Here is a 26,030-nt window from a genome sequence, read left to right on the forward strand (position 1 = left end):
CCGTACACGTGCTATAACTACATCATTTCGCGGTAAAATCTTTCTCTTCTGGCAGGGAACTCGGTGCCCAGGAACGGGCACATGAGGAAGGAAACGACAGCATGAATACCCGACATCTGGTCAGTCTGGTGACTGGCGTACTTATTCTTTCTGTGCTGCTCCCCATTTGCCTGAGCATCTGGCTTGCGCATCGCCAGGCGGAAGAACAATTTGTCGATGCGCTGGACAGGTATGCCTCACGTGTACTGGTACGTACTGACATGGTCGTGGAGCAGGCAAAAGAAGCGCTAAATCAATTGCAGGCGTTTAAGGGAGTCCCCTGTAGCCCTACGCATTTAATGGAAATGCGCCGGTCCGCTTTCTCGTGGCGTTATGTCCAGGAAGTTATCTATGTCGACAACCTTAAAATCCTCTGCTCTTCCCTTGAGCAAGCCAGCAAAGCGGTCTATTTTCCCCCTCCGATGCGTATTACAGAAGATGGTTACAGCACATGGCTAACCACACAAAATGATCTCGGCTTTAACCGCTACATGGCCGTCATGGGCAAAGGTCATTATCTTGTGCTTATTGATCCGGCTTCACTTGTGGATGTGATCCCTTTAAGTCAGCTCACGATAAATGCCGCCCTGGTGGGGCATAAAACACATCTCATTTTTGCCAGCAACAACAAACTTGATCCGCATATCCGTAACATGGTTATGGGCCAGAAGGTCACCAACATTCAATACAACGGTGCCATGTACGTTATGAAGCCGATTCCTGAGCTGGGTTTTACGGTGGTCGCCTGGGCTGCACTCAAGCCACTGGCGGAAACCTGGCACCAGCAACTTCTTTTCTGGCTACCCTTTGGCATGCTGATAAGCCTGCTTGCCGCATTCTTTGTCTTGCGTGTATTGCGTCGTATCCAGTCGCCGCGCAATCGCCTGCTTGACGCCATTAACAGCCGCGACATTGTGGTTCACTATCAACCTATCGTAGCACTCTGTAGCGGAAAAATTGTGGGTGCCGAGGCACTGGCACGCTGGCCTCAGCCAGACGGGAGCATCCTCGCGCCTGATATTTTTGTTCCTCTTGCAGAGCAAACCGGGCTCATCTCGCAGCTGACCCAGTTAGTTATCGAAAAAGTATTCGAAGATATGGGCAACTGGCTGCATCTTCACGACGAACAGCATATCTCCATCAATCTCGCGCCAGCTGATTTGACCTCCGGCGATCTTCCCCCTCTGCTGGGTCAATTACTGAATAAGTGGAAAATCCATCCTAAACAAATCGCCCTTGAGCTAACTGAACGTGGCTTTGCCGACCCTAAAATCAGCGCGCCAGCCATCGCCGCCTTCCGTCGTTCAGGGCACTCTGTCTATATTGATGATTTTGGCACAGGCTATTCGAGCCTGAGTTATCTGCAGGATCTTGATGTCGATACGCTAAAAATTGATAAATCGTTTGTGGATGCACTGGAGTACAAAAATGTCACCCCGCACATTATTGAAATAGCGAAATCGCTGAAACTGGCGATGGTGGCGGAGGGGATTGAGACCGCAAGACAGCTCGAGTGGTTGCACCGCCACGGGGTGCAGTATGGACAGGGGTGGTACTACAGTAAGGCGCTACCAAAAGCGGAATTTATTTTTTGGGCAGAAAATAACCTCAGGTTGCATTCTACTTAAGGTAGGATTTGATTACCTGTAACACCACGCCAAGATCGGCTTCACGCTTTGCTTCTTCGGGCTCTTTCACCACGTGATCGGTTAAATGCCCTTCGATCACCTGCATCATCATGCCGTTAACCGCTCCACGGATCGCCGCCAGCTGTTGTAGCACCTCGGCGCATTCGTGATCACTGTCCAGCATTTTCTCCAGGGCGTTACTCTGCCCCTGAATTTTCTTCAGGCGAGTCAATAACATTTTCTTGTCGCGAACGGTATGTGACATCTGGTGATCCCTTCTCTTTTTTGACGTTTAAAGCATATCACGCTCTACTCCCCCTGAGTATTTTTCTACTGGGGGGAGTATTAACCTACTGGGGGGGAGTAGTATTTGATCTCGCTTTCCATTCCGGAATCTTCGATGAACGATTTTGCTTCACTCCTGCAACAGGGCAACGCCTTGCTGTTTGTCCCCAGCGCTATCCTGCTCGGCGCGCTGCATGGCCTCGAACCGGGCCACTCAAAAACGATGATGGCCGCCTTTATCGTGGCAATCCGCGGTACGATGAAACAGGCTGTGATGCTCGGTCTGTCGGCAACACTTTCCCACACGGCGGTGGTCTGGATCATTGCCATGGCTGGCTTATGGTTTGGTCAGGGATGGGATGCACACACGTCCGAACCCTGGTTCCAGCTGATCTCCGGGGTATTGATCATAGCAATCGCCTTGTGGATGGCCTGGCGAACCTGGAAAGAGAGTCAGCCGCACGATCATCATCACGATCACCACCATGACCATGACCATGACCATGACCATGACCACCATCATGAGCATCACCACCATGGACATCAACTGGTTGAGGAGGAGTGGCAGGACACCCATCAACGGGCGCACGCACAGGATATTAACCGACGTTTCAACGGTCAAAACGTCACCACCGGGCAGATCGCGATGTTTGGTCTGACCGGGGGGCTTATCCCCTGCTCAGCATCAATAACTGTCCTGCTGATCTGCCTGCAGCTGAAGCATTTTGCCCTCGGCGCAACGCTGGTGTTCAGTTTCAGCATTGGCCTGGCGATCACGCTGGTGGCTTCCGGCGCAATTGCCGCCTTAAGCCTCAAGCACGCGACCAAACGCTGGCCCGGGTTTAGCGAATTTTCACGAAAAGCACCGTGGATCTCCGCTGCGCTGATTACCATAGTAGGGATTTACATGAGCCTGCATGGCCTGAGCGGCATTCTGGCGTAAGAGTGCGGCCACGCTCTGTGGCCGCATCTTCATGGTCAGTTAAGAGTTCTGCTGCCAGCTGAAGGTATAGCGAAGCTGGCGTGTCTGCAGGATGAACTCCGGAGAGACGCTGGGGCTCCAGGAGTCGTCGCCGCCCACGCCCATATGGAACGCATCGAGATTGAGCCAGCAACCCGGCTCTTCGCGCAGCAGATGATGATGGGTTGTCTCACGCAGCTGCTGCTGGCCGTAGCGGCTCACCGAGAAATGGAATCGGCCGTTCAGCTGATGCGTTCCCACCACAAGTTCCCGGGTATCGCAGCGCAAACCATTTTCCGTCGGGAAAATATACGGCGTGTGCATGGCCTCGAGAGGTAATGTCCAGCGACCCTGCTGCGCCGCCAGCTTTCTGTCCGGGTAGTTTTCGTGTGGTCCCAGTCCCAGCCAGTGGACGTTTTCCGGCGTTTCGACGAGATGAACGCTCAGTCCAACGCGCGCGGGCTGCGGAATATCAGACGCAATATCGACCTGAATGTCACCATGCAGCACGCCCTGATCGTCCACCCGCCAGATTTTACGGCTCATGAACAGGGCTTTGTCGCGATACTCAAGCACGTGCTGGGTTGTGATCATCACTTCGCCTGCGTGCTGCTCAGCCTTACAGTGCAGCACGCGCGAGGTGAGATCGTACATGCCCGACGCTTTCCAGCGTTCAACCCAGGCGTTCGGATCGATCTGCGTCGCTTCACTCACGCCAATGTCGTTGTCCAGCGGCGCACGGCTAAAGTTATCCGTCACAGGTGAAATCAGCGTTTCAACACCATTTCGCCACCACTGGGTCAGGTTTCCGGATGCGCAATCAAACTGCCAGCGCTGTTGACGATGCGTGACCTCCAGGAAGCGATCGTGTTGCATTAAAACCGGAGGCTCGCACGTGGGAGCTGGCGGTGAAATAAACAGCGGGGCCGGGAGCAACCACTGTTCCCATGCGCAGCGATGGTTTGCCGGCGACCACGGTGTTGCCCGCGATTGAGATACTTCAACATTCAGCCAAACTTCACCCGGTTCGGGTTTGATCTCCGGAAGATCGATTTCCACATGCTGAGTTCCTCCGGGAGCAATAGCGAGCGTCACCTCGCCCACGGCCAGCACGTTCCCGTCCCGGGTAATCGTCCATTTCAGCACTTCGTTATCGGTATGACGGAACAGATAGTCGCTTCGCACCGCAATCACCCGCGGTGACGTACTCACCCACGTAAAAGTGAAAAACTGCTGCGCGTGCTGCGCCTCATACAGCGCCGGATGTGGCGTGCGATCGGGAAACACCAGGCCATTGAGACAGAACTGACGGTCATTCGGTTTATCGCCAAAGTCCCCGCCGTACGCCCAGAACGTGTTGCCATTTTCGTCTTTTTTCGTCAGGGCCTGATCGACCCAGTCCCAGACAAAACCACCCTGCAGGCGAGGATGGTTGCGAAACGCCTGCCAGTATTTCGCGAATCCACCGAAGCTGTTACCCATCGCGTGGGCGTATTCGCAGAGGATCAGCGGACGCGTTTCATCCGGCATGCCGATCCATTTTTTGATTGACCATTTGGGGACTGCCGGGAAAGGCTGGTCCTGATCGACCCTGGCATACATCGGGCAAACAATATCGGTCGCCGCCGTGTTTGCCCCACCGCCTTCATACTGTACCGGGCGCGTTGGGTCCGTGGTTTTTAGCCAGCGGTACATGGCATCGTGATTCGCGCCATGCCCGGACTCATTGCCCAGAGACCAGATGATAATAGAAGGATGATTACGATCGCGTTGCACCATGCGGGTCACACGCTCGCTCATGGCGGGCAACCAGCGCGGATCGTCAGCGAGACGGCTCATCGGCACCATGCCATGGGTTTCGATATTGGCTTCGTCAACAACATATAACCCGTAGCGGTCGCATAACGTGTACCACAGTGGATGGTTCGGGTAGTGCGAGCAGCGTACAGCGTTAAAGTTGTGCTGCTTCATGATTTCGATATCACGGCGCATTGTCGCTTCGTCCATCACCTGGCCATTTTCCGGGTGATGTTCGTGCCGGTTTACCCCGCGTATCAGCAGCGGTTTACCGTTGAGTTTCAGCAGACCGTTACTGATTTCAACGCGACGGAAGCCAACATCGCAGGCTTCAATCTCCAGCACGTTGCCCTGCGCATCCCGAAGCGCGATTGTCAGGCGATACAGCTCCGGTGTTTCAGCACTCCATAGCGCCGGGGCCTCAACGGGAATGGCTACCGTTAAACGCTCGGCCCAACTGCCGCGCTCATCCACAATGACAGACCCAGGGCATTGGGTTGCGCTGGCGCATTTTTGCCCCTTACGCCACAGGGTAAAGACCACCTCGCAGTCCGTAAAACCAGCACCTGCAAGCTGGACGTCGACCTTCAGCACTGCACGGTCCAGCTCTACATTCAGGTCTGTCGCCACCTGATAATCGGCAATCTGCGTCTCAGGTTTATGCAGCAATGACACATCACGGAAAATGCCGCTCATGCGCCACATATCCTGATCTTCCAGATAACTCCCATCACACCAGCGTAAGACCATAACTGCCAGGCGGTTTTGTCCGGGGCGTAATGCCGCCGAGAGATCAAACTCGGCGGGGAGTCGGCTGTCCTGTGAATACCCCATCCACTGCCCGTTGCACCACAGATGAAACGCCGAGTTCACGCCGTCAAAGATAATCCGGGTTTGCCCGCTCTGCAGCCAGGCATCATCCACTTCAAATGTGAGCGAGTAACAACCGGTCGGGTTTTCCTGCGGCACAAAAGGCGGGTTAACGGGAATGGGATAGGTGACATTGGTATAGATGGGCGTGTCGAAACCCTGCATCTGCCAGTTAGACGGCACGGGCATCGCGACTGCATCCGCGCAATCTTCTGTCACCCATGTCTGGGGAACCTGCTCCGGAGCTGGGAAGTAGCTAAATTGCCATTCTCCGTTAAGGGAGTGCTTGCTGAGGGAACCGGCATCATCCCGGGCTGGTTGTTCATGACGCCAACTGTGTAACGGCGCGTGTGCAGCCAGGCGGTTCCACTGAGTTACCCCTGGGTTTTCCCAGTCCCGACGGGCCAGAATTGCGCCGAGAGTCAGCGATGGTGTGTTGGGCATATCGACCTCTTTTGCGAAGCGCTCACAATTTTGCTTAACATGCCCTGGCACTGGGTTACGGTAAAGTGTTCGATCGTGGGGTAGCGAGTCAGATCACAAAAGTCTTATTTACGGGCAAGTTGTTCAGCCCGTAGCGCCAGGCTTCTGAGCTGCTGCGCGAGATCCTCATATTCTGCCTGCTGCGGTACACGGCGCGCGCTGGAATTACGGGTCACCAGCGTAACAGGCAACTGAATCTGCCAGCACTCATCACCCTGAGTGGGCGCCAGCAGCCATTCCACACTTTGCTCTCCCGCCTCACGAAACGCCTGGCGAACGGTCGTCAGCGGCGGGGAAAACCAGGCGCTGTCTGCGGTATCGTCAAACCCAACCACGGATATCTGCCCGGGAATAGATATCCCCTTTTCTGCGCAGGCACGCATTACTCCGAGCGCCATTTGATCGTTCGCCACCAGAATGGCATCAGGTAATTCCGCCGCCGACAACAGCACATGTCCTTTCTCATATCCACACGCCGCACTCCAGTCACCGTATGCCACCGCGATAGCTTCAAGACCAGCCTGTGCCAGCGTAGCTTTCCAACCCGCCAGACGCGCCCGCGCAGAAACCGAGCTTTCCGGACCGCTCAGGAGGGCAATACGTTGATGCCCTAATGAAAGTAAATGCTCAACGCCCAGACGTGCCCCCTGCTCGGCATTAAACACCAGGCTGTTCACCTGCGCTGCAGGCGATACATCGAGGAACAGCACCGGGACAGGTGACGCCAGCGCCCTGAGCTGTTCAGCGAGACGATCGTCAAGCGGCACATTCACCAGTAGCGCTTCCACACGCTGGGCCAGCAGCGTCTGAAGCGCGATCTGACACTGCTGCGGTTGCTCAACCATGGAGATAAGGACGCTCGCCCCCTGTTCCGCCGCACGCGATTTTACCGCCGACACAATTTGCGAAGGCGCGTGCAGGGCCAGGTCGGTAGTGATGAGACCCAGCGTACGGGTGCGTTTACCCGCCAGCTGCTGTGCCCGAAGGTTAGGAACGTAGTGCAGCTCCGCCATCGCCTGCTGCACTTTTTCCCGCGTACGGGCAGAGACATGTTCCGCATCGTTAATGACGCGGGACACGGTCTGATAAGAAACCCCCGCAAGGAGGGCAACATCATAGAGAGTGATTGCTTTCATGCATTCTGGCATCGCAATTTTAGAAGCTTCTATTCTGGCACAGCGACGCCGTTAAAGCATGTGAGCGCTTCGCAAAATTAAACAACCCGTTCCGGCTGAGGTACTTTCTCAATGCGAGGCTTTTGGCGGAACCAGGGCAAACAGAGCTGAATAAGCGGGCCAATGGTCAGGGCATACAAGACGGTTCCCACACCAAACGAGCCACCAAGCACGCACCCAATCAGCAGGACGGACACTTCAATTGACGTACGCACGCTACGAATGGACCACCCCAACCGGGAATGAATACCGGTCATCAAACCGTCGCGCGGTCCAGGCCCGAAACCGGCACCGATGTACATGCTGGTCGCAATCGCATTCATCACGATGCCCGACACCAGGAAAGCGATTCGAACGGATAAGGAATCAAGTTCCGGGATAAGCGCCATGCTGGCGTCCGCCGCCAGACCGATACAAATCACGTTACTGATTGTGCCAAGGCCCGGCATCTGACGCAGTGGGATCCACAGCAGCAGCACCGCAGCGCCGGTCACAATGATTACCGTCCCGATAGTCATTCCCAGCTGTATCCCCACCCCAAGGTGAAAAACATCCCAGGGATCGACACCCAAATCGGAACGAATAAACATTGCGGTGGAAAGGCCATACAGTCCTAAACCGACATAGAGTTGTAGCAGGCGACGTACCATTTTTTATCTTCTCCAGTGAACCAGGCTTTCATCCTGACCTAAAATGGCACTATGATTAATGTCCAGTTTTCAAATAGTGGACTGCATATGTCATCACGTCGCTTCGGAAGTCAGTCTCTGGTACGTCTTTTAGGCCACTGGCAGCAAACCTCATCCCGCAGCCCACTCTGGCGTCAGCTGGCCGACGCGCTGCGTCTGTTAATCCTTGATGGCAGGCTGGCACTGAATACGCGGCTACCAGGCGAACGGGAACTGGCCACCGCGCTGGATGTGAGCCGGACGACTATCAGCAGCGCCCTCGCCCATCTGCGCGAAGAGGGATACCTCGAAAGCCGACACGGTAGTGGATCACGCGTGATCCTCCCGGATACGCGCGCCGTTCCAACACTTTCAGCGGCAAGCGCCGCGCTGGATCTCTCCACTGCCGCGCTCAATGCCGGGCCAGAGATCCACCAGGCTTACACCCATGCGCTCACGGCCATTACCCAGCATCTCTCGCTGACGGGTTACGATCAGCTTGGGCTGCCGTCACTGCGGGAAGCCATCGCTGCACGCTATACCTCGCGTGGTCTTCCGACCAGGGCGGACGAGGTGATGGTGGTTAATGGTGCCGTCAGTGGTTTTGCGCTGGTACTGCGGATGATGACCGGGCCGGGGGATCGTGTCGTGGTCGATCATCCCACCTATCCGCTGGCGATTGCCGCCATTCAGGGGGCACAGTGTCGGCCCGTGGGGGTCTCACTGCCGGAAACCGGCTGGGATACGAATGGCTTTGCGGCAACGCTTGCCCAGACGGCACCTCGTCTGGCGTATCTGATGCCAGATTTTCATAACCCAACCGGACGATGTATGGATATCGCGACCCGTCAGGCAATAACCGATATCGCCGCACAGACCCGTACGGCGCTGGTGGTGGATGAGACGATGGTCGATCTCTGGTTTGACTCACCGCCACCGCCACCGCTGGCATCGTTTAATCCTCAAGCCAACGTAATCACGCTAGGTTCCGCCGGAAAAAGTTTCTGGGGAGGGTTACGTCTCGGCTGGATCCGCGCCTCTTCTCGCACCATCGCGACACTCGCTCAGACCCGAGATACCCTGGATCTGGGATCTCCGCTGCTGGAGCAACTGGCGACGCTGTGGCTGATTAACAATAGCGAGACGTTTCTCCCTGCTCGACGAAAAATGTTGGCAGAACGACGTGATCGATGTGGTGAATTGCTACGTGAACATTTCCCGGAATGGAAATTTCATGAAGCGGAAGGTGGACTCTCATACTGGATCGAACTGCCTGGTATGCAAGCTACACAGCTAGCCGCACGAGCGGAAATACCAGGGATCAACCTGGGGACCGGTACACGGTTTGGCTTATCGGGGGCGTTCGACCGCTATTTACGGATGCCTTTTTCGCTCGAACCGACAGAGCTTGAACAGGCTTTACTGAGGATCAAACCACTCTGGCTCGCCCTGAATAAAAACGTGCCGTCAATAAAACGCAGTCTGGTGTAATATTTAAAAATTTGAAGTAGATCATAAAATAAAAACTGCTGACTGTAATACATGCAGTCAGCAGTTTTCACCTGTCAGGATTTAGTGCTGAGGAGGAATAGGAAAACCTTTCAGTGAAATAACGAAGTTTTCACCGTCTTTCTTTATTTTTGCGCCGGTATCACACCAGTCAGACGCAATACGAAAGAACTCATCACTTCCGACATTCCAGCCAAGACGTACATGCTTCACGTAGCCTGAACGCAACAAATCACAGGCCTCTTTGTAGTCACTGGCAGTAGACAGTTGTTGTTTCATTTTCTCTTCTTCAGAAGTTTACGTAGAGCTTTGATTTCTTTAGGAGTAAAAGGAGTAACACTCTCTTCTTCCGTATGCTGATTATCAATATCCTCTTCCGATACTCCCGCCTCTTCTACTGCTTCAAATGCCAGCAGCAGTAGTTTCTCTGTCGTCACGCTTAAATTCTCGTTATTCACTTCCGCATAGTGACGAAGTCTTTCTTTTAGCGCGCCATCAATTTTAACGTTTAATACCGCAGTAGCCATGTTTGTCACTTCCCTTCGGAATAAGTGCTTTATTTAATACACGAAGTTAACAATGTTATCCAGATATATATTTTTTTGAGTTATGGAAGAAAATAGACATCCAATGATAAAATGACAGTCTATTATTACAGGTTTATGACAATAATATTTCAATGCGATGAAATATATATTACACGATATAGGCACACAAATATTGCGGACTAACCGTTTAAGGGGAAAGGAGAAGCAGGGAAAATCTTGCGGAGCCAGAAATGGGTGGGGGCCCTGCCAGCTACATCCCGGCACACACGTCGTCTGCCCTGGCTGCTTCCTTCCGGACCTGACCTGGTGAACAGAGTAGCGTTGCGGGAGAACCAACAGAGCCCCCATTGAGAGCGTTGATAACCAACGCGCTGGCGCATTATCCCTGTGCTAACGCCCAATTGCAAGCCGCCAGGAACCGGATGCTGGTTTCTTGCGCAAACTGGCGCAGCAATCCTGACGATCTTCGTTTAACATGGCTGTCCAGTAAATCCCACAGGTGAACGTATGGACGAACACGACTCATTTCCACAGCGTGTATGGCAAATCGTGGCCTCTGTTCCGGAAGGCTATGTCACCACCTATGGTGATGTCGCGCGTCTGGCGGGTTCCCCGCGCGCAGCGCGGCAGGTGGGCGGTGTCCTGAAAAGGCTACCGGAAGGGAGTACCCTGCCCTGGCACCGGGTGGTGAACCGACATGGTGTCATCTCGCTGACGGGTCCGGATCTCCAGCGTCAACGTCAGGCGTTACTCTCAGAAGGTGTGCAGGTATCTGGATCAGGTCAGATCGATTTACAGAAGTATCGCTGGGTATACTGACCCCTCCCCCAAAGGAGAGGGGTATAAATTACAGCTGAGTCGGTGGGGTTGGTACAGACGGTTGGTTCGTCTGCGGAGCCACAGGCACTTCGGTCTGCTGCACCGGCACCAGGTTCAGGTCGACTTTGGTCCCACCGTTGTTGATCGCTTCCTGGACCGTATCGGTGATAAAGACCAGCTTACCGTTGATCGTTACCGCTGCACTCATGAGGATACGGGCATTAGGCTGCACGTCTGATGGGTTGTACGGCAACACGAAGCTAAACGGTGCTTGCTTACCTTCAGTACGGACGGCACGCTGCGCGAGTACTTTCGACGGCGCGTCTGCCAGAGAAGCATCAGACAGTGTGACCGTTAATATCGCATCCGGCGGTAACGCCACTTTCTGTTTAATCCAGATGGTACCAGAAACGTTAGGCTGCTGAATGGATTGCTGAGAAAGGGTATTAATCCCGTATGGATCTGCTGCTGGCACTGGCACCTGGGCGCTCTTACCGGCACAGGCGGACAACGCCACCGCAATAGCTACACCACTTAGCATGGGCACGAGTTTCATTGAAGTCTCCTTATCATCAATGCACCAGCGGGATCGATCCCATCCGATGTCGTTTCAATCACATAACATATTCAAGTGTGGCACAGATCACTGATTAATGCCTGAGATCGTCCCGATATTCAGATTATTCTACCCATCGGACCACTTTCATTTCTGCGTTATACTCTGCCTATCTTTCGCTACGGCGTTTATTGAGGACAACTATGAGTCAGGCACTGAACAATCTGCTGACATTACTGAATCTGGAAAAAATTGAGGAAGGACTCTTTCGCGGACAGAGCGAAGATTTGGGCTTACGCCAGGTCTTCGGTGGGCAAGTCGTTGGACAAGCGCTGTACGCTGCAAAGGAGACTGTCCCGGCAGACCGTCTGGTGCATTCATTCCACAGCTACTTCTTACGCCCCGGCGATAGCGCAAAACCGATTGTTTATGACGTCGAAGTATTGCGAGATGGCAACAGTTTCAGCGCGCGCCGCGTAGCAGCCATTCAAAACGGTAAGCCAATCTTTTACATGACCGCCTCTTTCCAGGCACCTGAAACCGGTTATGAGCACCAGAAGGCGATGCCTCCGGCACCGGTACCCGACGAGCTGAAATCTGAAACCGACATCGCCCGCGCGCTGGCGCACCTGCTTCCACCGCAGGTCAAAGAGAAGTTCCTCTGTGACAAGCCGCTTGAGATCCGTCCCGTCGAGTTCCATAACCCGATGAAAGGTCACACCGCCGAGCCGACGCGCCAGGTCTGGATCCGGGCTAACGGTAATGTGCCAGAAGACTTCCGCGTTCATCAGTATTTGCTGGGCTATGCGTCTGATTTCAACTTCCTGCCGGTGGCGCTGCAGCCGCACGGTGTCGGGTTCCTGGAAAAAGGGATGCAGGTTGCGACGATTGATCACTCCATGTGGTTCCATCGTCCGTTCAACATGAATGAGTGGTTGCTCTACAGTGTGGAGAGTACGTCGGCGTCAAGCGCACGCGGGTTTGTACGTGGGGAGTTTTATACCCAGGATGGCGTGCTGGTAGCCTCGACCGTACAGGAAGGGGTGATGCGTAATAGAGGCTGAGGGAACAACCATTAAAAACGGCAACCGAAGTTGCCGTTTTGCTGTTTATTATGCGTTATACGCATTCTCGCCGTGGCTGTTGACGTCCAGACCTTCGCGCTCCTGCTCTTCCGGTACGCGCAGACCGACTGTCATGTCCGCCAGTTTATAGCCAATGAAGGCCACTACAGCAGACCACACAACGGTGATAGCAATACTTTCCAGCTGTACCAGCAGCTGATGTGCCATGGTGACGCCTTCTGCGTAACCCACGCCACCGAGAGATTTCGCGGCGAAGATACCTGTCATGATACAACCGATGATGCCGCACACACCGTGTACACCAAACACATCACAAGGGTCATCAACGCGCAGAACACGTTTCAGTGCAGTCACGCCCCACAGACCCGCCAGACCGGACACCAGGCCAACCAGCAGCGCACCGCCTACACCAACATAACCACACGCTGGCGTGATACCAACCAGACCGGCAATGGCTCCCGAACAGGCACCCAGCAGGGAAGGTTTACCGCGCACCGCCCACTCACCAAATACCCAGGAGAGGATTGCACCCGCCGTTGCCACTACAGTGTTCACGAAAGCCAGTGCGGCAATTTCGTTCGCAGCACTTGCCGAACCGGCGTTGAAGCCGAACCAGCCAAAGTAGAGGATCGCAGTACCCGTAAAGACCATCGGCAGGTTGTGCGGTTTGAACGCTTCTTTACCGAAGCCAACGCGTTTGCCAATCAGGTATGCGCCCACCAGGCCTGCGACCGCAGCGTTGATGTGTACAACGGTACCACCTGCGAAGTCCAGCGCACCGTGCGTTGCCAGCAGACCACCACCCCAGACCATATGTGCAATTGGCACATAGGAGAGCGTCAGCCAGACCACCACAAAGATCAGCACCGCAGAGAAGCGAATACGCTCAGCCAGCGCGCCCACAATCAGCCCGACGGTAATACAGGCGAACGAGCCCTGGAAAGCAACATGGATGTACTGATAGAAGCTACCCATCAGCGCGGTCAGCTCAATATTTTTCAGCATCACCCAGTCGAAGTTGCCAAAGAAGGCGTTGCCCGTGCCGAAGGCCAGCGAGTAACCGTAAACCACCCACAGCACGCAGACCAGTGCGAACGTCACGGCAACCTGCGTCAGCATGGAGAGAACGTTTTTGCCACGGATCAGGCCGCCGTAGAACAGCGCAATGCCCGGAATGGACATAAACAGCACCAGCGCGGTGCTGATCATCATAAAGGCGTTATCGGCTTTGTCTGCCACCGCAGGAGCAGCAGCCAGCGCCAGGCCCGGCAGCAGTGCCAGCGAACCCAGACCCGTTTTAAGTGTTGCTATCTTCATTTTCTCGATCCCTATCACTGTGTGCCAGGAGTTACTTACAGTGCCGCTTCGTCGGATTCGCCAGTACGGATGCGAATGACGCGCTGCAGTTCGGCAACGAAAATTTTGCCGTCGCCAATTTTGCCGGTGTAGGCCGCTTTGCTGATCACATCGATGACTTCATCAAGCTGGTCATCAGCAATCGCGACATCAATTTTTACTTTTGGCAGGAAGTTAACGCTGTATTCCGCCCCGCGATAAAGCTCGGCATGACCTTTCTGACGACCAAAGCCTTTCACTTCGGTGACAGTCAGTCCCTGAATACCCATTGAAGACAACGCTTCACGCACGTCTTCGAGTTTGAATGGTTTGATTACAACCGTAACCAGCTTCATAGATCCCCTCCAGTCAGAATTCGGTAATGGCCGCAGCTAACGCAGAAGATATTGCAAGGGATGTGCCAGAAATGAAAAACAGGGTGAATCGCGGTGCAAGGAGCATTACGCGGCCTTGATCAACAAACGGGTGAAAAAAAACGCACCATGCCAGTGCATGGTGCGTTTCAGTTTTGCACCAACAGGAATGACTGTTAGTGCGCCGCCTCATTTTGGTGCATCAGGCGCTCAGTGACTCTTCCTCGCGCACACTGGCAGCCAGCTCTTCGCCTGCCAGTTGCAACTGGTACATTTGCCAGTAGCGCCCTTTTGCTTCCAGCAACTCCCGGTGTGTACCGCGCTCAACGGCTTGTCCGCGATGCAGCACCAGAATGGTATCCGCGTCAACAATCGTGGAAAGGCGGTGGGCAATCACCACCAGCGTAGTATGGTCACGCACGGCGGCCAGCGCCTGCTGGATAGCTTGTTCGGTACCGGAATCAATACTGGCCGTCGCTTCATCCAGAATCAAAATTTGCGGCGTTTCAATCAGTACCCGTGCCAGCGCCAGAAGCTGTTTTTGCCCAACAGAGAGATTGTTCCCCTGCTCACCCAGCTTCGTATTGATCCCGTCGCTGAAACCACGTGCCAGCTCTGCCAGTTGCACTTTCTCCAGTACATCCCAGACCTGTTGATGGGTATAGTCCCGGCCCAGCGTCACGTTGGCGTAGAAAGTATCCGCCATCACGACCGGATCCTGCTGCACCATTGCAACGCCTTTACGTAACACATTATGGTTGAGAGACGCGAGCGGGCGTCCGTCGAGGCGAATTTCACCTTGGCTTAGCGGGTAGTAACCCATCAACAGGCTTGCGAGCGTACTCTTACCGCTGCCGGTATGCCCCACCAGCGCAACAAAGCCCCGCGACGGGACATCCAGTGTGATGTCCTGCAATACCAGCCGGTCTTCGCGATAAGCAAACGAGACGTTATCAAAAGCAATGGCCCCGCTTTGCAGCCCGCGGTCATCGTTGCCGTAGGTCTGACGCGGTCTGTCCATCAACTCGAACACGCGCTCCCCTGCCACAACGGCCTGCTGGAGCATCGACTGCTGTGTCGTAAGCTCAATCAACGGTTCGTTAAGGCGGCCAAGGTAGCTGATAAAAGCATACAGGACCCCAACTTCAATGGTTCCGTGAGCGGTCAGGCCAAACAGCATGAGCAGGCCACAGAGCACCAGCGCGGAGAAGAGGCTCAATAGCGGGCGTAACAGGAAACCGTCAAGCCGCAGCGTCTGCATACGCGCCATATAGTGCGAACGACTGGCTTCGCCCATCCGCTCGCCAAAACGTGCCTGCTGGCGGAACTGCTGGATGACGCTCATGCCGTTGATCACTTCATTGAAGCCATCATTAATATCGGCCAGATAGGCTCGCACCCGACGCACAATGGGTGTGCTGTAACGTTGATAGATAACCATCACAATCAACACCGCCGGGAAGATGGTGATCGCCACCAGTGCCATACGCCAGTCGAGGCTGAACATCGCCACCAGCATCGCGCCAATCAGCGCCGCGCTGCGCAGGACGGTTGCCACCACGGTGACGTACAGATCGCGGATCACCTCCGTATCGTTGGTCACGCGCGAAATCACCTGCCCGACTGGCTGGGTATCAAACTCGCTGAGCGGCTGGCGCAGCGCAGCGTCCATGACATCGGTACGCAACTGCTGCACGACCCCCACGGCTGCACGGTTAAACAGCAACGACTGAGCATAATGAAGCCCCGCCGCTGTCAGCTGTAAGCCAACGTAAGCCACACCCAGGCCCGCCACCAGCCCCAGTGGCAGGTAACGTTTGGCAACCATGTTGTCGATGAAATAGCTAATAAGCAGTGGACCGCTGACTTCAGCAATCGCCGCAATCCAGAGCAACAGCACGGCAACAGACAGCGGTTTTCGCCACGGTGAACCGTAGGCCAGCAGACGTTTTAACGTCGGCCACATCGAGCCAAATTTACGCATTAGCGGCCTCCGTATCCTGTTCCGGAGCATCATCCAGCGCCGCTTCAAGCTGTTGATAACGATACATGTCGCGATACCAGCCCGGTTGCTCAGCCAGTTTTTCATGCTGCCCGCGCTGGGCAATATGCCCGTGCTGCAACACTAAAATTTCGCTGGCTTCCGCCAACGCCGACAAACGGTGGGCACTGATAATCACCGTACGTCCGTCGCCCCACTGGCGCAGGTTATGCAAGATCTGGTGCTCGGTACGACCATCCACCGCGGAAAGCGCATCATCCAGAATCAGGATTTCGGCATTAAGAAGCAGCGCGCGGGCAATTGAGATTCGCTGCTTTTGTCCTCCGGACAACATGACGCCACGTTCCCCGACTTCCGTTTCGTAGCCCTGCGGTAGACGCAAAATATCATCATGTACGCTGGCTAAACGCGCCACATGCTCAATCTCTTCCTGCGTCGCCGACGGACGTCCGAGGGCAATGTTGTTAGCCACGGTGTCAGAAAAGAGAAACGGCGTCTGGCTGACGACCGCCAGACGACCTCGCCAGTCGTCCAGCAACAGTTGCGTCAGGGGAATATCATGGAAGCGAATATCGCCCTGCGTGACGTCAAAGTGGCGCTGAAGCAGTGAGAGCACGGTACTTTTGCCAGAACCTGTTGGGCCACAAATGCCCAACATCTGACCTGGCTTGAGCGTAAAACTAACGTTCTCCAGTACCGGATGTTCCGTTTGCGGATAAACAAACTTACGGACGTCAACATTTATGACACCGCGCCCTTCAGGTACGGCTTCGTTGCCGTCATTCACCACCGGTGCTTCGGCCAACATGGTGCGAATACGGCTGTAGGCGGCGCTACCGCGTTCAACGATGTTAAACATCCAGGCCAATGCCAGCATCGGCCAGATCATCAGCCCCAGGTACATCGCAAAGCTGGTCAATTGTCCCAGGGTTAACGAGCCCTGTACCACCATCCAGCTTCCCCCACCAATAGCCAGCAGGTTTGCCATGCCGATCGCGACATAGATTGTCGGGTCAAAACGCGCATCAATTCGCGCGACGCGCATGTTCTTCGCCCCCGTGTCTGCGGCATCGGCTGCAAACAGTGCTGATTGTCTGTCCTCCAGACCAAAGGCTTTAATCATACGGATGCTGGTCATACTCTCCTGCGTACGGTCGTTCAGTGAAGAGAACGCCGCCTGCGCCAGCTTAAAGCGCTCATGCAGTTGCTCACCAAAACGGTTGATCGCCAGTGCCATCAGCGGCATCGGCAACAATGCCAGCAGGGTGAGCTGCCAGCTGATCTGAGTAGACATCACAATCAGGACTGCGCACCCCATGACCAGAGAATCCACCAGCGTTAACACCCCTTCTCCTGCGGCGAACACCACGCGATCGACGTCGTTTGTCGCGCGTGCAATGAGATCCCCGGTGCGGTGTCGCAGATAAAACTCTGGGTGTTGCCGGCTCAACTGGCGGTAAAAATCTTCACGCAGCTCAACGGCCAGCTGATAGGAAGCGCCAAAAAGGAGCACCCGCCAGACATAGCGCAACAGATAAACAATGACGGCCGTCAGCACCAGCGTGCCAACCCACATCAACACCCGTGCGGTGGTGTAATGTTGTTCAGTGACGCCATCCACGACGTAGCCCACCACCTTCGGCGGGATCAGCTGCAGGATGGCAATGATAATAAGCAGGGCTACTGCACCGAGGTAGCGTTGCCACTCCCGACGAAAGTACCAGCTTAATTGGGCAAATAATCGCACGCGGTTTGTTCCTGAAGGTATTTTACGAAGTTATTCAATAGGTAGTGCTGTGGTGTATTTAATCTGTTCCATAGCGAAGCTCGAGGTGACGTCCGACAAGCCCGGCACGCTGTTCACCAGTCGTTTGTAAAAATCGTCATAGCGCTTCATGTCAGCTACCTGAACGCGCATCAGGTAATCGTATTCTCCGGCCATACGCCAGAAACCGAGCACCTCAGGCATGTCAGAAACCTGAGTGACAAAACGGCAATACCACTCGCTGCTGTGATGCTGGGTTTTAATCAGGACAAATGCCGTCAACCCAAGCCCTAGTTTTTCGGGATCTAATAGCGCGACGCGTCCCAGAAGAATGCCGTCATCTTCAAGCTTCTTGAGGCGCTTCCAGCACGGTGTGGTGGTCAGATTAACGGCATCTGCCAGCGCCTGCAAAGAGAGGGTACAGTCACTTTGCAGCAATGAAAGGAGCTTGCGGTCAATTTTATCTAGCATACCCACCTCACAGAGAAAATTTTTCTCCCTTCATTCTATTTTAAAGGCCAGATAGCAACAATTTTTTCTGTGCTTTTCGCTATGCTGGGCACAAAATGACAAACGGATAACTACGATGAATAGCTCCTGGGTTAAACATGCCATCAGCGAAATCAATGCCGACTATCAGCGCTCGGCGGATACGCACCTGATTCGACTTTCCCTGCCGGGATTTGACGGTATTCAGCTCTATCTGAAAGATGAAAGCACCCATCCTACCGGTAGCCTGAAGCATCGCCTGGCGCGTTCACTGTTTTTATACGGTTTATGTAACGGCTGGATTAAAGAAGGTACCACCATCATTGAATCCTCATCCGGTTCAACGGCGGTGTCTGAAGCCTATTTTGCCCGCCTGCTGGGTTTACCCTTCATCGCCGTGATGCCTTCCTGCACGGCGAAACGTAAAATTGAACAGATCGAATTCTACGGCGGACGCTGCCACTTTGTGGAAAGCGCCTGTGAAATCTACGCGGCATCCGAAATGCTGGCACGCGAGCTGAACGGCCACTACATGGATCAGTTCACCTTTGCGGAACGTGCCACCGACTGGCGCGGTAATAACAATATCGCCGACAGTATTTTCCGTCAGATGTCCCATGAGCCGCATCCCGTTCCCTCATACATTGTGATGAGCGCCGGAACGGGCGGCACCTCCGCCACCATCGGGCGTTATATCCGCTGCCAGGGCTACGACACCCAACTGATGGTGGTTGATCCGCAAAACTCCGTGTTCCTCGACTACTGGCAGAACCGCGATATCGGCCTGCGCAGCCCGGTGGGAAGTAAAATTGAAGGGATTGGCCGCCCACGCGTGGAACCGTCGTTCATCCCGGATGTGGTGGATGAGATGTTGCGCGTGCCGGATGCCGCAAGTGTCGCCACCGCGCACTGGCTGGAAACGCAACTTGGCCGCAAAGTCGGGGCTTCTACCGGGACCAATATGTGGGGAGCCCTGCAGCTCGCAGTACGTATGCGTGAAGAGGGTCGAACCGGCTCCATCGTCACCCTGCTCTGCGACAGCGGCGAGCGCTACCTTGAGACCTATTACAATGCGCAATGGGTGCAGGCAAATATCGGCGATATTGAGCCCTGGAAAGCGCAAATTGCACAGCTGGTGAAATAAAAAAAGCCAGACCGAAGTCTGGCTTGCTGGAAGGGTCTCACTATTCGGGGGAATATGGGAGGTTGTTGTTGTCCAGCCAATGCGTCAAAAAATGGGACACCGCTTCGTTACCGCAATGCCCGATAACAGGCAGATGAGGAAGTTCTGCAATTAGCTGCGGCATCGCATTCCCCATTATCAAACCGCGACCTACGCTGCCCAGCATCTCGCGGTCATTCATGGCATCACCAAACGCCATACAATCCTGCAGTGTGAAGCCCAGGTGGTCACTCAGTACCGCCAGGGCAGAACCTTTGTTACAGCCCACGGGGAGCACTTCCAGGCAATCCACCGCCGAGAAGGTCAGGTGCGCCTTGTCTCCCAGAGACTCATTTAACTGAATGCGCAAGCGACAGAGATCGTCATGATCGCCACAAAAACAGATTTTGGTCACCGCATGGGCAGGGATCCGACGCAGATCGATAAGCTGATATTTAAAACCGCTGTAGACATGCGCATGCAACAGCTCCGGTATTTCACGCCCGGTAAACCAGCCGTTATCGTTAAAAACGTGGAGGCTGGCCTGCGTATCCCAGGTACTGTGTAGCACGATATCCGCCACTTCCGGATTAAGATCCTGACGGTGCAGAACGTCCCCTTCCGCGGAATGAATGCGCGTCCCGTTGCCCGTGATCAGAAAAGCGTCCAGGGAAAACGCCCCCAGTAAATGGCGCATCTCCAGCACATGGCGGCCGGTGGCAAACGTCAAAGTGACATCACGCTCGTGCAGACGCTTCAGCGTGTTCAGGGTTTTCTCCCCTAAACGGTGATCCGGCATTAACAGCGTACCGTCCATATCAAATGCAGCGAGCCGAGCCATGATTACTCCTGAAGTGTGATGCGATTAACTTGTGCTTCAGTATTACGTGAGATATACGGAAGTAATAGTGAATAGATGATAATTATTGTTCCGGGTTTCTCATGCGCCAGCTCAACCGACTCAACCAGTATCACCGTTTGTGGCAGCCTTCCGCTGGCGCGACACAACACGTCACCATCAGCGAACTGGCCACCCGCTGTTTCTGTAGTGAAAGACATGTTCGAACGCTGCTGCGTCAGGCTCATGAGGCGGGATGGCTTACCTGGCGTGCACAGTCTGGTCGCGGAAAGCGCGGTGAACTGACGTTCCATGTCACCCCGGAGTCACTGCGCAATGCGATGATGGAAGAGGCTCTGAAGCATGGGCAGCAGCACAATGCGCTTGAGCTTGCCCAGCTTGCACCACAAGAGTTACGTTCATTGCTGCATCCGTTCTTAGGCGGGCAATGGCAAAACGATACGCCGACGCTGCGCATTCCCTATTACCGCTCACTGGATCCCCTTCATCCGGGTTTTTTACCCGGCCGGGCAGAACAGCACCTGGCAGGACAGGTTTTTTCCGGGTTAACACGCTTTCACGGCAACAGCAGTGAACCAACTGGCGATCTTGCCCATCACTGGGAAGTGTCAGAGGACGGTTTGCGCTGGCATTTTTATATTCGCTCCACGCTACACTGGCATAACGGTGATAAGGTCGAAACCATGCAGCTTCAGCAAAGCCTGATGGCACTGCTTGCACTGCCTGCCTTGCGTAAGCTATTCCAGAGCGTCTTATGTATTGAAGTCACCCATCCTCAGTGCCTGACCTTTATCCTGCATCAACCGGATTTCTGGCTGGCGCATCGACTGGCAACCTACTGTAGCCGGCTTGCGCATCCCGACCAGCCGATGACGGGTAGCGGCCCCTTCAGACTCAGCGTGTACGCCCCCGATCTGGTGCGGCTGGAAAGCCACGAACAGTACCATCTCAGCCATCCATTGCTTAAAGCTATCGAATACTGGATAACACCGTCGCTGTTTGACTATGGGTTAGGTACCAGCTGTCGCCATCCGGTGCAGATCGCCATTGGCGAGCCGGATGAACTGGAGCGCCTGCGACTGGTTACTAACAGCACCAGCCTGGGTTTTTGTTATCTCACCCTGAAGCAAAGCCCGCGCCTGAGTGAAATGCAGGCGCGACGGCTCATCAATATCATCCATCTCTCAACGCTTCTGCATACGCTTCCACTGGATGAAGGGTTGATTACCCCGACAGAGGAGTTACTTCCCGGCTGGGCGATCCCACAGTGGCCTGATTTAACGAATGTACCTCTGCCGGAAAAATTAACACTGGCTTACCATTTGCCCGTCGAGTTACATACGATGGCAAGCCAACTTAAACTGTATCTTGCGCAACAGGGCTGTGAGCTTACGGTCAACTTTTACGATGCGAAAACCTGGGACGGATGTCAAAGTCTTGCTGATGCTGACATCATGATGGGGGACAGACTGATTGGCGAAGCGCCAGAATATACGCTTGAACAATGGCTACGCTGTGACGTCTTATGGCCACACCTGCTGAACGCGCCGCAATTTGCCCATCTGCAAGCCACTCTGGACGCCGTACAGACCCAGACCGACGAACAGGCCAGACATGCCGGGCTCAAAGCCATTTTCTCTCAGCTCATGGAAAAAGCTGTACTAACGCCACTGTTCAACTATCAATACCAGATCAGCGCCCCGCCAGGGGTCAACGGAATTCGGCTTAACACTCGCGGCTGGTTTGATTTTACCGAAGCCTGGCTGCCCGCCCCCAAATCGTGAAGAAGCTGGTCGCCGTCGTGGTCAGACGGTAACATAACGTTTTATCGTAACTATCGAGATGATTTATGAAACGTGCCGTCGTCGTATTCAGCGGAGGACAAGATTCTACTACCTGCCTGGTTCAGGCCCTTCATCAGTATGATGAAGTTCACTGTGTCACTTTCGATTATGGTCAACGCCATCGTGCTGAAATCGACGTTGCGCGTGAACTGGCTCTGAAACTGGGTGCACGCGCGCACAAGGTACTGGACGTTACACTGTTAAATGAACTCGCCGTCAGTAGCCTCACCCGCGACAGTATTCCTGTACCTGACTATGTACCTGACGCCAGCGGTATCCCCAATACCTTTGTTCCTGGACGTAATATTCTCTTCCTGACCCTGACAGCGATTTATGCTTACCAGGTGCAAGCCGAAGCGGTGATCACCGGCGTGTGCGAGACTGACTTCTCTGGCTACCCGGACTGCCGCGACGAATTCGTGAAGGCACTAAACCACGCGGTCAATCTTGGGATGGCAAAAGAAACGCGCTTTGAAACACCCCTGATGTGGCTGGATAAAGCAGAGACCTGGGCGCTGGCAGACTACTGGGGCAAACTGGACCTGGTTCGCAGTGAAACCCTCACCTGCTATAACGGTATCAAAGGTAACGGTTGTGGTCAGTGCGCTGCCTGCAATCTGCGCGCTAACGGGCTTAATCACTATCTGGCCGATAAAGCCGGCGTAATGGCCGCGATGCAGAAAAAAACCGGACTGAAATAAAGTTACTTCACCCTGCTGTCGACGAATAAGCGTCGACAGCATAGGTGGACTGGAAAAATACCCTACACGATCATCTGCTCCAGCTTTTCACGCAACTCTCCTTCCAGCGGTAGCGCTTTCTGGGTTTTAAGATCAATACAGACAAAGGTAATGAGGGCATCAGCCACCACCTGTCCTTCGGGATCCAGCGTCACCACCTGACTTAACACGCCACTCTTCCCGTTTAGCTGCTGTACCTGGCTGGTGACAGTCAGCACATCCCCCAGTACGGCAGGGCGACGGTAGTTAATATTAATATTGACGACCACGAACGCGATGTTGTGCGCAGTCAGCCATTGAAAACTTTCGCTGTTTTCCAGACCGTCCCAACGAGCCTCCTCAAGAAACTCAAGATAGCGGGCGTTATTGACATGCTGGTATACATCAAGATGGAAACCGCGAACTTTGATTTTTGTCTGCATAGCGCAATAGCCTTTAGTGTTGTTATAGGATTAGAGGTCACAACTGGTATGACCTCATTATCCTGGCAAATTTTTGCCGCAGTGCAAGAAATTGCTTGTTTACAACGTCAGGTGTGAGAGATTGCGCTCAACAAGTGAGCTACCCATCCCAGGGACTTGCTTCAGGTCGTCGATCGTTTTAAAGGGGCCATATTCTTCGCGGTAGCTGACGATGGCCTGCGCCTTTTTCAGCCCAACCCCATTCATCACACGAGCGATATCCTCTGCTGATGCCGAATTGATGCTGACTCGCGAGCCATCATTGTCAGTCGCTTTGTTACTCTCTGTTGTTTTGGCGGGAGCATTCGTTTGTGCTGATGTCTCTGCCTGGCTTTGTACGCCCTGTGCTTTTGCAGCCAGCGCCCCAGTGCTCATCCCGGTGGTGGCAATAACCAGTGTAATGAGCAGTACTTTGATTCCACATTTCATGCTGTTATCTCCTTGTTTGTTGACAGCCACACCACGATAGCCGCCCGGGAAAACAGGCACAAACGACAGATAACAGAAATGGAAAAGGCCGCGAAAGCGGCCTTTAGTTTTTGCAGAGCGTTACGAAAATCTGCGAGCAGTTACGTAATTATTGCTGCTGAGTCATCACATCACCCAGCTTAATTTTGGCTTCTTTACGCAGATTGCTCATCATCGCCTCGAAAGCAATCTGAGCGTTGTTCTGGGTAATTCCCTGAACCATCGCTTTCTTCTGCGCTTCTGGCATCGTGCCGGCTTTCACTTCATCCAGCGCCAGCAGAACCACATTACCCTGCATATCCGTTGTGGTACCGAAGCTCGGTTTGTCTTTTGCTGGCAGAGTTAGACCAAACGCAGCCTGACTGATTGGGTCCTGGCCGGTACGGCTCAGCGTTTTCGCCTCACCGAAGTTCAGACCAGCGGCTTTCAGCGCGTCCTGTTTGCCCGCTTTCAGATCAACCAGAATCTTCTCAGCATCCAGTTTTGCCTGCTGTTCCGCTTTGTTGTGCTTAACCTGGGCGACAACCTGATCTTTCACTTCCGCCAGCGGTTTAATCGCTTCTGGTTTGTGCTCGCTGACACGCAGAACGAATGCACGATCGCCGTCGACGGTAATGATGTCAGAGTTACTGCCAGGAGTGCCATTTTCGCCCACCAGACCACCGTTGAAGATGGCATCAGAAACCGGTTTGAAATTCAGCTCTTCCGGCAGGTTGTCACGACCAAACCAGCCCGTCTCAACCGCTTTCACACCAGCCGCCTGCTCTGCACCTGCCAGAGACTCGTTGTCGTTGCTGGCTGCATCGCTCACTTTCTGCTGCAGCGCGTAGTAGGCATCCAGCGCTTTCTCTTGCTTCACTTTCGCCGCGATATCATCACGAACCTCAGCCAGTGGCTTGGTTTTCGCAGGGATAATATCGTCCAGACGCGCGACCAGGAAACCAACGGAAGACTTGATTACGCCAGAGAGCTGGCCTTTGTCTTTCAGACCGGCATTTTTCAACTCATCAGGGGTCGTTGCATCTTCCAGCCAGCCCATATCACCGCCGTTTTTCGCGGAGATAATATCGGTGGATTTCGCTTTCGCGAGGGTGGCGAAATCAGCACCTTTGTTCAGTTCGTCCAGAACTGCCTTAGCATCTGCTTCAGTTTTGGTCTGGATCACGCTGTAGCGGTTACGCTGCGGCTGAGTGAACTGATCCTGATGCTGATCGAAGTAAGACTGGATTTCCGTATCAGACGCAGTTTCCTGCAACGCAGCGGCATCCAGCTTGATATAGCTCACACGGAACTGCTCCGGAGAAACAAAGGTATTCTTATTCTGCTCGTAGTAAGCGTTAACGTCAGCATCGCTCACCTGCTGTTTCGCCGCCAGGGCATTCACATCAATGGTCGCTTCACGAACAACGCGCTGCTGTGACACTAATGCTGCCAGTTCATCCGTTTCACCTTTGAGCATGAAATCGGTGCCCACGACGGCATTGATGAGCTGCTGGGTGGTCAGTTGATTACGCAGAGCCTGAGCGTATTGATCGGCAGTCATGCCCATCTGATTAACGATGCTGTTGTAACGTGCGTTGTCGAATTTGCCGTTAGACTGGAAGGCTTGCGTGGAGAAGATGGCTTTTTTCACCTGCTCATCACTGATACCCAAACCCAGTTTTTTGGCATACTGATCCAGCAGCGCTTCGTCGATAAGACGGTTCAGTGTCTGTTGGCGCAGGGTTTTCATATACCCTTCGTTCGCCGCCAGTTCAGAGAATTGGTCGCCCAGCTGTTGCTGCATACGGTTACGTTCACCGGCAAAAGCATTCTCGAACTGACCACGGCTGATTTCCTGGCCATTCACTTTTGCGGCATAGTTTGCGCCACCGCCAATAAGGTAACTGCTCACGCCGGTCAATATGAACGACACGATAATGATACCGAAAATAATCTTGAGCACGAGACTGTTAGCAGCCGTGCGTAAGCTGTCCATCATGGTGTAACAACACTCCGCTGTAGGTGACTGGTTACCTGACGCTGACGGAAAATCCTGCCCGTCGCGCGTAAGGTCGTATTGTGACAAGAAAACGGGGCGATTGTCAGCCCACAACTCGCATAAACTC

Annotated in this window: 24 protein-coding genes and 1 other RNA gene; 8 read left to right on the plus strand and 17 right to left on the minus strand. The window is 54.1% G+C overall.

Annotated elements, in window-relative coordinates; translation table 11 throughout:
* Positions 1-101: 101 nt before the first annotated feature.
* Positions 102-1,667 carry an EAL domain-containing protein gene (locus WB237_RS11915; RefSeq protein ID WP_336213213.1) on the plus strand — a complete coding sequence of 522 codons (1,566 nt, stop codon included), beginning with the start codon at positions 102-104 and terminating at the stop codon, positions 1,665-1,667.
* On the opposite strand, the gene WB237_RS11920 is transcribed toward WB237_RS11915, so the two are convergent.
* The gene (locus tag WB237_RS11920; protein ID WP_028017619.1) at positions 1,660-1,932 is read right to left on the minus strand and encodes a metal-sensing transcriptional repressor; all 273 of its coding nucleotides are present in this window, start codon (positions 1,930-1,932) and stop codon (positions 1,660-1,662) included. The genes WB237_RS11915 and WB237_RS11920 overlap by 8 nt on opposite strands.
* Positions 1,933-2,067: 135 nt before the next feature.
* Between WB237_RS11920 and WB237_RS11925 the strand changes: the two genes are divergently transcribed.
* Positions 2,068-2,895 carry a nickel/cobalt efflux protein RcnA gene (locus WB237_RS11925; RefSeq protein WP_336213217.1) on the plus strand — a complete coding sequence of 276 codons (828 nt, stop codon included), beginning with the start codon at positions 2,068-2,070 and terminating at the stop codon, positions 2,893-2,895.
* A 39-nt stretch (positions 2,896-2,934) separates the two neighbouring features.
* On the opposite strand, the gene WB237_RS11930 is transcribed toward WB237_RS11925, so the two are convergent.
* From WB237_RS11930 to yczE, 3 genes are all read right to left on the minus strand, one after another.
* Complete coding sequence (locus tag WB237_RS11930; protein ID WP_336213219.1) at positions 2,935-6,024, minus strand: beta-galactosidase; 3,090 nt, start codon at positions 6,022-6,024, stop codon at positions 2,935-2,937.
* A 104-nt stretch (positions 6,025-6,128) separates the two neighbouring features.
* A complete protein-coding gene (locus WB237_RS11935; protein WP_336213222.1) occupies positions 6,129-7,199 on the minus strand; it encodes a LacI family DNA-binding transcriptional regulator in 1,071 nt (356 codons plus the stop codon).
* A 77-nt stretch (positions 7,200-7,276) separates the two neighbouring features.
* On the minus strand, positions 7,277-7,888 hold the full coding sequence (yczE, locus tag WB237_RS11940) for a membrane protein YczE (RefSeq protein WP_336213225.1): 612 nt from the start codon (positions 7,886-7,888) through the stop codon (positions 7,277-7,279).
* A gap of 87 nt (positions 7,889-7,975) precedes the next feature.
* On the opposite strand from yczE, the gene yczR reads away from it, so the two are divergent.
* The gene (gene yczR, locus WB237_RS11945; RefSeq protein ID WP_336213227.1) at positions 7,976-9,397 is read left to right on the plus strand and encodes a MocR-like transcription factor YczR; all 1,422 of its coding nucleotides are present in this window, start codon (positions 7,976-7,978) and stop codon (positions 9,395-9,397) included.
* 81 nt (positions 9,398-9,478) lie between these two features.
* Here the strand turns inward: yczR and WB237_RS11950 are convergent, their stop codons facing one another.
* From WB237_RS11950 to ffs, 3 genes are all read right to left on the minus strand, one after another.
* Complete coding sequence (locus WB237_RS11950) at positions 9,479-9,694, minus strand: hypothetical protein (protein ID WP_028017625.1); 216 nt, start codon at positions 9,692-9,694, stop codon at positions 9,479-9,481.
* Positions 9,691-9,942, minus strand: a complete 252-nt coding sequence (locus WB237_RS11955; protein WP_114977949.1) for a hypothetical protein — start codon at positions 9,940-9,942, stop codon at positions 9,691-9,693. The genes WB237_RS11950 and WB237_RS11955 overlap by 4 nt, the downstream gene beginning before the upstream one ends.
* Before the next feature lie 262 nt (positions 9,943-10,204).
* An RNA gene (gene ffs / locus WB237_RS11960) (signal recognition particle sRNA small type) lies at positions 10,205-10,301 on the minus strand.
* Positions 10,302-10,470: 169 nt separating this feature from the next.
* On the opposite strand from ffs, the gene WB237_RS11965 reads away from it, so the two are divergent.
* Positions 10,471-10,782: an MGMT family protein gene (locus tag WB237_RS11965; RefSeq protein WP_028017627.1), complete on the plus strand. Its 312-nt coding sequence runs from the start codon at positions 10,471-10,473 to the stop codon at positions 10,780-10,782.
* Between the two features lie 28 nt (positions 10,783-10,810).
* On the opposite strand, the gene WB237_RS11970 is transcribed toward WB237_RS11965, so the two are convergent.
* Positions 10,811-11,338, minus strand: coding sequence for a YbaY family lipoprotein (locus WB237_RS11970; RefSeq protein WP_114977946.1), 528 nt, complete (start codon positions 11,336-11,338; stop codon positions 10,811-10,813).
* Between the two features lie 203 nt (positions 11,339-11,541).
* Between WB237_RS11970 and tesB the strand changes: the two genes are divergently transcribed.
* Positions 11,542-12,402 (plus strand): acyl-CoA thioesterase II, encoded by an 861-nt coding sequence (gene tesB, locus WB237_RS11975; protein WP_028017629.1) that lies wholly within the window; start codon positions 11,542-11,544, stop codon positions 12,400-12,402.
* A 48-nt stretch (positions 12,403-12,450) separates the two neighbouring features.
* On the opposite strand, the gene amtB is transcribed toward tesB, so the two are convergent.
* From amtB to WB237_RS12000, 5 genes are all read right to left on the minus strand, one after another.
* Positions 12,451-13,740: an ammonium transporter AmtB gene (amtB, locus tag WB237_RS11980; RefSeq protein WP_114977945.1), complete on the minus strand. Its 1,290-nt coding sequence runs from the start codon at positions 13,738-13,740 to the stop codon at positions 12,451-12,453.
* Between the two features lie 35 nt (positions 13,741-13,775).
* Positions 13,776-14,114, minus strand: coding sequence for a P-II family nitrogen regulator (gene glnK, locus WB237_RS11985; protein WP_008503304.1), 339 nt, complete (start codon positions 14,112-14,114; stop codon positions 13,776-13,778).
* 220 nt (positions 14,115-14,334) lie between these two features.
* Complete coding sequence (locus tag WB237_RS11990) at positions 14,335-16,116, minus strand: SmdB family multidrug efflux ABC transporter permease/ATP-binding protein (RefSeq protein ID WP_336213233.1); 1,782 nt, start codon at positions 16,114-16,116, stop codon at positions 14,335-14,337.
* Complete coding sequence (locus WB237_RS11995; protein WP_336213235.1) at positions 16,109-17,881, minus strand: SmdA family multidrug ABC transporter permease/ATP-binding protein; 1,773 nt, start codon at positions 17,879-17,881, stop codon at positions 16,109-16,111. The genes WB237_RS11990 and WB237_RS11995 overlap by 8 nt, the downstream gene beginning before the upstream one ends.
* A gap of 30 nt (positions 17,882-17,911) precedes the next feature.
* A complete protein-coding gene (locus WB237_RS12000; RefSeq protein ID WP_015571267.1) occupies positions 17,912-18,370 on the minus strand; it encodes an Lrp/AsnC family transcriptional regulator in 459 nt (152 codons plus the stop codon).
* 115 nt (positions 18,371-18,485) lie between these two features.
* Here WB237_RS12000 and WB237_RS12005 point away from each other — a divergent pair, with 115 nt between their 5' ends.
* Positions 18,486-19,532 (plus strand): PLP-dependent cysteine synthase family protein, encoded by a 1,047-nt coding sequence (locus tag WB237_RS12005; RefSeq protein ID WP_049007488.1) that lies wholly within the window; start codon positions 18,486-18,488, stop codon positions 19,530-19,532.
* Between the two features lie 40 nt (positions 19,533-19,572).
* Here the strand turns inward: WB237_RS12005 and cof are convergent, their stop codons facing one another.
* Complete coding sequence (cof, locus tag WB237_RS12010; RefSeq protein ID WP_336213238.1) at positions 19,573-20,391, minus strand: HMP-PP phosphatase; 819 nt, start codon at positions 20,389-20,391, stop codon at positions 19,573-19,575.
* 101 nt (positions 20,392-20,492) lie between these two features.
* Between cof and WB237_RS12015 the strand changes: the two genes are divergently transcribed.
* The gene (locus WB237_RS12015; protein ID WP_336213240.1) at positions 20,493-22,193 is read left to right on the plus strand and encodes an SgrR family transcriptional regulator; all 1,701 of its coding nucleotides are present in this window, start codon (positions 20,493-20,495) and stop codon (positions 22,191-22,193) included.
* 65 nt (positions 22,194-22,258) lie between these two features.
* On the plus strand, positions 22,259-22,954 hold the full coding sequence (queC, locus tag WB237_RS12020) for a 7-cyano-7-deazaguanine synthase QueC (RefSeq protein WP_114977939.1): 696 nt from the start codon (positions 22,259-22,261) through the stop codon (positions 22,952-22,954).
* Between the two features lie 62 nt (positions 22,955-23,016).
* On the opposite strand, the gene WB237_RS12025 is transcribed toward queC, so the two are convergent.
* The 3 genes from WB237_RS12025 to ppiD all read right to left on the minus strand — a co-directional run bounded on the left by WB237_RS12025 (position 23,017) and on the right by ppiD (position 25,903).
* Positions 23,017-23,415: a YbgC/FadM family acyl-CoA thioesterase gene (locus WB237_RS12025; protein ID WP_028017637.1), complete on the minus strand. Its 399-nt coding sequence runs from the start codon at positions 23,413-23,415 to the stop codon at positions 23,017-23,019.
* Positions 23,416-23,514: 99 nt separating this feature from the next.
* The gene (locus WB237_RS12030) at positions 23,515-23,883 is read right to left on the minus strand and encodes a helix-hairpin-helix domain-containing protein (RefSeq protein ID WP_336213243.1); all 369 of its coding nucleotides are present in this window, start codon (positions 23,881-23,883) and stop codon (positions 23,515-23,517) included.
* Between the two features lie 148 nt (positions 23,884-24,031).
* Positions 24,032-25,903, minus strand: coding sequence for a peptidylprolyl isomerase (gene ppiD, locus WB237_RS12035; RefSeq protein ID WP_336213245.1), 1,872 nt, complete (start codon positions 25,901-25,903; stop codon positions 24,032-24,034).
* Positions 25,904-26,030 lie beyond the last annotated feature (127 nt).

The organism is Enterobacter sp. P82, assembly GCF_037053385.1.
Classification (GTDB): Bacteria; Pseudomonadota; Gammaproteobacteria; order Enterobacterales; family Enterobacteriaceae; genus Enterobacter.